The following is a 3,503-nucleotide window of genomic DNA, read 5'->3' on the forward strand; positions in this document are numbered from 1 at the left end:
GCAGCCGCGCATGATGGCCATGAGCTCCACCAGCACGTCGATCAATGTCATCAATGGCACGTCTGGTAATGACACACTTACAGGTACGAGCGGTGACGATACGCTCTATGGTCTTGAGGGTGACGACAGGCTTAATGGTGGTGACGGTAACGACCTTTTGGAGGGCGGCGATGGTGATGACACCCTCTATGGCGGCAATGGAAATGATGTTCTCAACGGACAAGCTGGGGATAGTGCGCTTTATGGTGAAGCCGGTAACGATACAATCTATACTGGTATAAATTGGTCACGAACGGATGGCGGCTCCGGCCGTGATACAATCCACATTCAAAGCGAAACGGGCTACATTTATGGAGGGGATGGCGATGATACCCTATATCCGTCCAAAAGCTTTAGAGGATGGACCGCGGGAGGGTTTGAAAATCGCGATTCAGGTTCTGATACCCTTAGCTACCAATATTGGGATCATGGCATTCGCTTAAACATGGCCTATCGCCCCAGTACTTGGGACACCCATAACTCGGCTTGGCTGCGAGATTTCAATACCCGTCAGTATGTGGCCTACAATATTGAAAATGTGGGCCAGTATAAAACTCTAACGGTCATGAATATCGACAATGTGACCGGCAGCAATTTCAATGATCTCATCACTGGTGATGCACAAAATAATGTCCTAATCGGGTTGAATGGGGATGATGCGCTGAGTGGTGGAGTCGGCGTTGATCATTTAATCGGTGGCGCTGGCAACGATACAGCGGCCTATAACGGTGCCCTCAGTCATTTCCGACTTACACGCTCAATCGATGGACGTGTCCGCGTCATTGATACGAGTGGGGCAGAAGGCATTGATTATCTTGATGGTATCGAGACCCTTCGCTTTGAAGGCTCTGGCGGCGCGACTGTCTCTACTGCTTCGATTGTCGCATCTCCCTGGTCATTAGATGCTTTGATTTTGCCTGAGGGTCATGCGGATGATGTTGTGACGCGTCATTTCTATGATCTTGATGGGCGTTTGGTGGCTTCGCTTAATGCTGAGGGTGGTTTAAGCGAGATCGTGTATGATGGCGCGGGCCAGAAAATTTCTGAGACCGCCTATGCCCATGCGATTGATCCAGGGCTTCGTAAAACCGGGTCTTTAGCCGATCTGTTAAACAGCGTTGCCAGAGATCCAAGCCAGGATGTCACGCAGCGTTATGTTTATAATGGCCAGGGCCAATTACGCTTTAGCATTGATAGCTTAGGACGCGTCAGCGAAAACCGCTATCATGATGAGGAAGGCCAGGCCTGGTCGGCAACCGGGGGCGTGCGCACTCAGCTGGCCTATGCCACCAGCCTTGGCAATTTAGCCCGTTATGATCTGGACACGGTTAAATCTGCGGTGGCCGGGCTGGCCAAGACCGCAAATGATCGTAGCGTACGTCAGGTTTACAATGCGTATCAGCAACTGGTCTACACCATTGATAGCCAGGGCGCGGTCAGCCATCTCGATTATGATAGTGCAGGGCGGGTTGTTAAAACCACGCAGTTTGCGGATCTTTATACGGGCAGCGAACTGCCCGCTGAGAGCGCTCTGGATAGCTGGGCGGCAAGCCATAGCGCCCATGCCCGTATCAACCGCAGCTATTATGATAGCCGCGGCAATGTCTTAGCCACGATTGATGGCGAAGGTTATGTCACACGCTTTACATATAGTAAGCAGGGTCAGGTTGAGACCCGCACGCGCTTTGATAACCCGGTCAGCGCGAGCGACGCCTGGACGCTGGCCAACATCGACACAGCCGCCAAGGGCGCGGCGAGCCAAACCTTGTATTATTACGATGAGGAAGGCCGCTTAATCTGCACCAAAGATCCATCGGGCACGGTGGCGCGCACCTATTACCACAATCATGGCCGCGTGGTTTGGGAAACCGTCGGAGCCTTCCAGGGGGATGTATCTGTTACCGATCCCAATCGGACGTATAAGCAATATCATTATGATAGCGCCGGGCGCGTAAAGACGGTTCACACCTACTTCACCGACCCCTTCAACCCCAATGTCACGCAGGCGATGTCCAGCACATCCTATCACTATGATGCTCTGGGTCATTTGACTGCGACTACAGATCCGCGTGGGCATACCACCCATTTTGAGTATGACCAGCTGGGCCGAGTGATTAAGACCACCGATGCTGAAGGCGGTGTAACGCGAAGCGAATATGATGCCTTGGGCCGGTCGCGCCGGGTGATCGATGCCAACGCTCATGTGAGCTACAACTATTATGATAAGGCTGGGCGCGTGGTCGCCACCGTAGACAGTGAGAACTATCTCACCACCACGCAGTATACCGCCTTTGGTGAGGTTCAATCGGTTACGCGCCACGGCAATAAGGTCGTCGGCACGCCGAGCTTAGACATTTTCCCGACAGTCAGCCCTAATGCGCAAGAGGATGCGACGACGTCCTTTATATATGACAAGCTGGGCCGTCTGGTTTGGACCAAAGATGCAGAAGGCGGGATAGAAAGCTATACGCTCAATGCCTTTGGCGAGCGCATTGTGGTCAGCAATAAGCTGGGCGGGATTACCCAGTATATTTATAATGATAGAGGCTTGTTAAAGGAAAGCACTGTCACAATTGATAGCTCACCTGACCCTGATGAAGATCGCACTGTCGATCAGATCTTTGTCACGCGCTATACTTATGATGACCAAGGCAATCTTATTGCCAAGCTGGAAAATGCTGGCCAAGCTCAAGAGCGCCTGACCCAGTATGAATACGATCTCTCTAACCGCTTGATCAAAACCATAGGTGAAGCGCGTGATGTCGTCACATCACCAACATCCGGCGTAACAGCCTTTACGCCCATAACGAGCCAAATCTATGACGCGCGCGGCAATGTCATTGAAAGCATCGCGCCGAATGGTGCGCGTGAACTGTTCTGGTATGACAGGCTTAATCGCTTAACCCATAGCTTAAGCCCGCTCGGAACCTTGACCCGTCATTATTATGATCTGGCGGGCAACCGGACAGAAAGCCGGGTTTATGCCACAGCGCTGCCTTTACCTGCCCATGCGAAAGATGGCGCGCCAAACGAACCCGCAGGGGACTATCGCTCAACCCGCTTTGAACATGACAAGCTGGGCCGTGTTACCGCGCAAATCACACCCAATATCGAGATCGGTTACTTTGATGGCACAAATTATAAGGTTGAGACCCGCGATCTGAGAACATCGTATCTCTATGACGCCAATGGCAATGTGGTGAAAACCACAGATGCCAATGGGGCTGAGACCTTTAGCTATTACGATAAGATGGGCCGCAAAACCGCTCAGGTCGATGGCGAGGGCTATCGTACCGACTGGGCCTATGACAGTGATGGCAATGTCATACGCGAAGTGCGCTATGCCACAAAGGCTTCCGCGCCAAGTCTGGGCACGCCGCCAAACGTCTCCTCACACAGCGATGACCGCATCACTGAGTTCGTCTATGATAAAATGGGACGAAGAACTGAAGAAAAAAGATTAG

General features: G+C 52.2%; 1 pseudogene. It reads left to right on the forward strand.

Annotation, left to right across the window (positions count from 1 at the left end):
* A pseudogene (locus H151_RS16685) lies at positions 1 to 3,503 on the forward strand (hypothetical protein); the annotation flags it as partial.

Source organism: Woodsholea maritima DSM 17123, from assembly GCF_000382325.1.
GTDB classification, from domain to species: Bacteria; Pseudomonadota; Alphaproteobacteria; order Caulobacterales; family Maricaulaceae; genus Woodsholea; species Woodsholea maritima.